2 protein-coding genes are annotated in these 2727 nt (G+C 68.1%); both read left to right on the top strand.

Features of this window, described 5'->3' with window-relative positions; all coding sequences use genetic code 11:
* Positions 1-240 precede the first annotated feature (240 nt).
* On the top strand, positions 241-1020 hold the full coding sequence (locus V7Z54_RS09770) for a hypothetical protein (RefSeq protein WP_334136212.1): 780 nt from the start codon (positions 241-243) through the stop codon (positions 1018-1020).
* Complete coding sequence (locus V7Z54_RS09765) at positions 1017-2204, top strand: methyl-accepting chemotaxis protein (RefSeq protein WP_334136210.1); 1188 nt, start codon at positions 1017-1019, stop codon at positions 2202-2204. Before V7Z54_RS09770 ends, V7Z54_RS09765 begins: the two co-directional genes overlap by 4 nt.
* The last annotated feature ends 523 nt before the right edge of the window (positions 2205-2727 follow it).

The following is a 2727-nucleotide window of genomic DNA, read 5'->3' as shown; positions in this document are numbered from 1 at the left end:
GCACCGCGCACATCCTGACGCCGGCAGCCACCGTGCGGCGGGTGCTGAACATGACGGCAGTGGCTGCCGACGGCGTGCACAGTCGCGGCGGTGCCGCGCTGCCGTGACCGCGCAGGGGGTCGATCATTCGCCCCAGCCGGGTGAATCAGCGATTTCCCTCGATCCGCAGGGGCGATTTGGCATGAAACATGCGTGGCGTTCATCCGTCCTGCCTGGAAAACCGAACTGATGTCCGCGCCCATGTCAACGCCCCGCCCCACCGCGCCCATTTTGCCCGATGACGTCGCGCCCCAGGCGTCCCACCAGCACCGCGACGCATTCGGCGCACACGGTCTGTGGAGGCCTGCTGTGCTCGTGATGCGCAACTTGGCCTTCGCGCCCAAGATGGCGTTGCTGATGGCGCTGATGGGCGCGTGCATCGCGGTGCTGGCGTGGGCCTTTTACAGCACGAAGATGGATGTCATCGCGTTTTCTGCGAAGGAGCGCGAGGGCGTGCGCTACCTGCAGGCAGTGTACCCGGCGCTGGCGGCGTCGATGGACCTGCGGCGCGACGCCGTACAGGCGGCTGTCGGCGGGCAAAGCGCCCCGCCCGCCGCAGCGCAAGCCGCGCTGCAGCAGGGCCTGCAGAAGCTGCAGGCGGTGCAGCGCGAGCTGGGCGAGAAGCTGGGCACCGCCGCCGACTGGGCCCAGGTGCAGCAAGCGGCGGCGGCCGCGGCGGTGGCCCCCGGCAGCGTGCCGCAAACCTTCCGTGCCTACTCTGCGGTGCCACTGGGGCTGGTCACGCTGGCGGCCACCGCCTGCGACGGCTCCAACCTGACGCTGGACCCCGATGTCGACAGCTATTACGTGATGGACGCGGTGTGCTTCCGGTTGCCGGACATGCTCGAGCGCGTCGGCACGGCGCGCGGCGCGGGCACGACCGCGCTGCGCAGCAGGGCGTTGGATGCCGCCACTGGCGATGCGCTAACGCGCAACGACGCGGTGGTGAACTTTCATCTACCGCACTGGATGTCGGTTTGAAGAAGACGCTGGCATTGCGACCCGAAGCGGCGTCGCGCATCGGGCTGCAAGACACCGAGCGCACCGTGCGGGCGTTTTTGGGCACTGTGAATCAGCGCGTCCTGGACGCTTACACGCTCGACCCGACCCTGGCGGAGGAATACGTGCGCGAAGGCGACGCGACAGTCGCGGCGCTCATGGCCATGCAGCAGCGGCTCAACCTCCTGTTGGATGAGCTGCTGCTAGAACGCATCGGTGCGCTGCAGCAGCGTGTGCTGCTCTACAGCGCGCTCATTGGGGCGCTGGTGCTGCTGGCCGCCTACTTTGCCTATGGCTTTTACCGCGTCACGCGCGGGGGCACCGAACTGGTGCAACACCACCTGCGCCTGATGGCCGAAGGCGACCTGCGCGAAGTGCCGCCGCAGCCGTGGGGACGTGACGAGCCGGCACGCATCATCGTGGACCTTCAACAGGCGTATCAGTCGCTGCACCAGCTCATTCGCCGCGTGCGCCATGGCGCACGCGACCTCTCCAGCGCCAGCGCCGAGATCGCGCACGCCTCGCGCAACTTGGGCGCGCGCACCGAAGCGGCAGCCGCCAACCTGGAGCAGCAAGCCAGCGCCATGGAGCAAATCGGCTCGCAAGTGGGCAGCACCGCGCAGCGCGCAGGCGAAGCGGCCGAGTTCTCGCAGCGCAACGCGGCGTTGGCCGCCGACAGCCGCGGCGTGGTGCAGGACGTCGTGGGCACGATGCGCGACATCCAGTCTAGCAGCCAGAAAATCGCCGCCATCATCCAGGTGATCGACGGTATTGCGTTTCAGACCAACATCCTGGCGCTCAACGCCGCGGTGGAGGCGGCGCGCGCGGGCGAGGCCGGGCGCGGTTTTGCGGTGGTGGCCGACGAAGTGCGGTCGCTGGCCCAGCGCAGCGCGCAGGCCGCGCGCGAAATCAAGGCCTTGATCGAGGAAAGCGTGGCCAAGGTACAAACCGGCATGGGGGTGGTGGAGCGCGCGGGTCAAGCCATGGCCACGCTGGTGCGCAACGCCGAGGCGATCAACGGCTACATGAGCGAGATTTCCAGCGCCGCGCGCGAACAGGCCGCGGGCGTGGAGCAGTCGGTGCAGGCGATTCAGCAACTGGACGCCAGCACGCAGCAAAACGCCGCGCTGGTGGAGCAGACCAGCGCCGCTGCTGCAGCGCTGTAGCAGCGGGCCCAGCGACTAGTGCAGGAGATTGCGCGCTTTCGGTTCTGAATGGCGGCAGTCTTCCCCGCTTCACCGACCGGGACGAAACGATCCCATCGTCTGGCGGATGGTGTAGGTTCCGCGCAGATGGTGGACGGCTGCCGACGTCTCGTGTCGCCAACCACGGCCTGTGCCCGACGAGCGCTGTCTGACTTGCCACCGCCGCACGCCTGGGTTCGATCGCCGCCGTGCCGATCGGACTCGTGATGGGCGGCCCGAGTACGAGGGCTGCTGCGAGTTGAGGCAGATTGGGGGGCGGGGAACGGCACGCCTGCGAAGATTGAGTGACGGCGTGGGATCGTGGTGAAACTCCTTGGGGGAGGGTAGCACGCAGCAACGGTTGGCTATGGATGCGACACGCGGGACCGATCGGGAACGGTTACGTTCCAGTGGGGCGGGGCAGTAGGCCAGGGTTGGAGGGGCCGACCGCGCTGCCGTCGGTTTTGAAGTACGCAATCGCCCGCTGTAGGCGTTCGGCTTGCTC

The sequence above is a fragment of the Tepidimonas sp. genome (genome assembly GCF_036824975.1).
GTDB lineage: Bacteria > Pseudomonadota > Gammaproteobacteria > Burkholderiales > Burkholderiaceae_C > Tepidimonas.
Note: the sequence above shows the minus strand (reverse complement) of the source record. Positions and strands in the feature narration are given on the sequence as shown.

Excerpts from the sequence above, each read along its gene's own strand:
- V7Z54_RS09770 (WP_334136212.1), top strand. The coding sequence starts at position 241 with ATGTCAACGCCCCGCCCCACCGCGCCCATTTTGCCCGATGACGTCGCG.